Annotated in this window: 2 protein-coding genes and 1 riboswitch; both genes read left to right on the top strand. The window is 30.1% G+C overall.

Annotation, left to right across the window (positions count from 1 at the left end; translation table 11 throughout):
* The coding region (lysA, locus tag VLM92_RS16775) for a diaminopimelate decarboxylase (RefSeq protein ID WP_325277466.1) at window positions 1-879 on the top strand (879 nt) is incomplete at its 5' end.
* A 20-nt stretch (window positions 880-899) separates the two neighbouring features.
* A riboswitch (Lysine riboswitch) is annotated at window positions 900-1,076 on the top strand.
* Window positions 1,077-1,229: 153 nt separating this feature from the next.
* The coding region (locus tag VLM92_RS16780; RefSeq protein ID WP_325277467.1) for an aspartate kinase at window positions 1,230-2,221 on the top strand (992 nt) is incomplete at its 3' end.

A 2,221-nucleotide genomic window follows, 5' to 3' on the forward strand; every position in this document is an offset into this window, starting at 1 on the left:
GAAAGAATTTGTGAACAAAAAAATAAAAAGCAAGCAGTGTATTTTAGAATAACACCTGGGATAGAGGCACATACTCATAACTATATACAGACAGGACAAATTGATTCTAAATTTGGATTTACATTATCAAATGGAGACTTGCATAATGCACTTGAAAATCTAAAAAATTACAAGAATATAGAATTGGTAGGAATTCATGCTCATATAGGTTCTCAAATATTTGAGGTAGAACCATATTTAGATGAAGTAAAAATAATGATGAATTTAGTAAAAGAAATTAGAGATATACATGGTATAGATATAAAAGAAGTAGATTTAGGTGGAGGCGTAGGGGTTTATTATACAGAAGAAGATGAACCAAGAACAATAAAAGAGTTTTGTGAAGAAATAATAGGAAAATCAGAGCAGGTCTGCAAAGAAATAGGTATAGAAGTTCCTACTTTAATAATAGAACCAGGAAGATCAATAGTTGCCAATGGAGGAAGTACAATATATACAGTAGGTTCTATAAAGGACATAAAAAATGTAAGAACTTATGTAAGTGTAGATGGTGGAATGACAGATAACATAAGACCTTCTCTATATCAAGCAGGATATGAATGTGCAATTGCTAACAAGATGGGAAAAGACAAGAAAAATCAAGTAACAATAGCAGGAAAATGCTGTGAAAGTGGAGATATACTTATAACTGATGCTAATGTTATGGATATAGAAACTGGAGATATAGTTATAATAGCATCTACAGGTGCATATGGGTATTCAATGGCATCAAACTATAATAAAATAACCAAACCAGCAGTAGTATCGGTGCAAAATGGGGAAAGTAAATTAATATGTAAAAGAGAAGGCTATGAAGATCTTTTGAAATTAGAATTATAAAAAACATTAAATAAAAAAATATAAATTGTAGAGGTCGCGATACTTATTAGTACCAATAAGGAGTTAAGCACGAAGAATTATTGGAAAAGGAATTATCGCCGAAGGATATAACTGATGCTTTAAGGTTATATACCTGGGGATGCATAGAATATATGCATAACTGTCACAAATTTAATTTGTGTTGAGCTACATTTGAGGAATAGATAATGGTATATTTGTATATATATCCATTTTCAATACCCCTTAAGTGTAATGCTTAAGGGGTATTTTTGTAGCTACATTCAACCAAATTTAAAATCAAACTACAATTATGTAAATAAAATAAAAGTTTATACAAAGGAGGAGATAAAATGAGAATTATAGTTCAAAAATATGGAGGAACTTCTGTAGGAAGTGTGGGAAAGATAAAAGCTGTTGCTAAAAGAGTAATAGCAGAAAAAGAAAAGGGAAATGACATAGTTGTAGTAGTATCTGCAATGGGAAAAACTACGGATGATTTAGTTAATTTATCAAGAGAAATATCAACTAATCCAAGTAAAAGAGATTTAGATATGCTTTTATCAACTGGAGAACAAATATCTATATCGTTATTATCCATGGCATTCCAAGAATATGGATATGATTCTATAGCGCTTACAGGATTTCAAGCGGGAATAAAAACGCAAGGACCTTATACTAAAAATAAGATTTCAGATATAGATATTGAAAAAATAAGAACTTATTTAGGGGAAGGTAAGATAGTAGTTGTAGCTGGTTTTCAAGGAATTAATGAAAATGGTGATATAACTACACTAGGAAGAGGTGGTTCTGATACTACTGCAGTTGCATTAGCAGCTAAACTTGAATGTGATTGTAGTATATATACCGATGTAGAAGGAATATATTCTGTAGATCCAAGATTATATTCTGATGCGAAGAAGTTAAATGTTATAAGTTATGAAGAAATGATGGAGATGTCTAGTTTGGGATCAGGAGTTATGGAGACTAGAGCTGTTGAAATAGGGTGTAAATACAATGTACCTATATATGTAGCATCAAGTAGTAAAGATATAAAAGGAACTTATATAAAGGAGTATGATAAGAGTATGGAAGAAAAAGTTATAACAGGATTAAGTGTTAGTGATGATGTACTTATGATTACAGTAAATAACATATTATTTAAATTGGACAATATAGCTACAATATTTGAAAAGTTGGCAAGAGAAAATGTTAATGTAGACATGATAAGTCAAACATCTCCTTTAAATGAAAAAGTTAATGTATCATTCACAACTTCTAAGGAAGATTTACATGTAGTAAATAAAGTTATTGAAGAAATAAAAAATGAAAACAATGAAGTGGA

Source organism: Romboutsia sp. (assembly GCF_035470145.1).
Classification (GTDB): Bacteria; Bacillota; Clostridia; order Peptostreptococcales; family Peptostreptococcaceae; genus Romboutsia_D.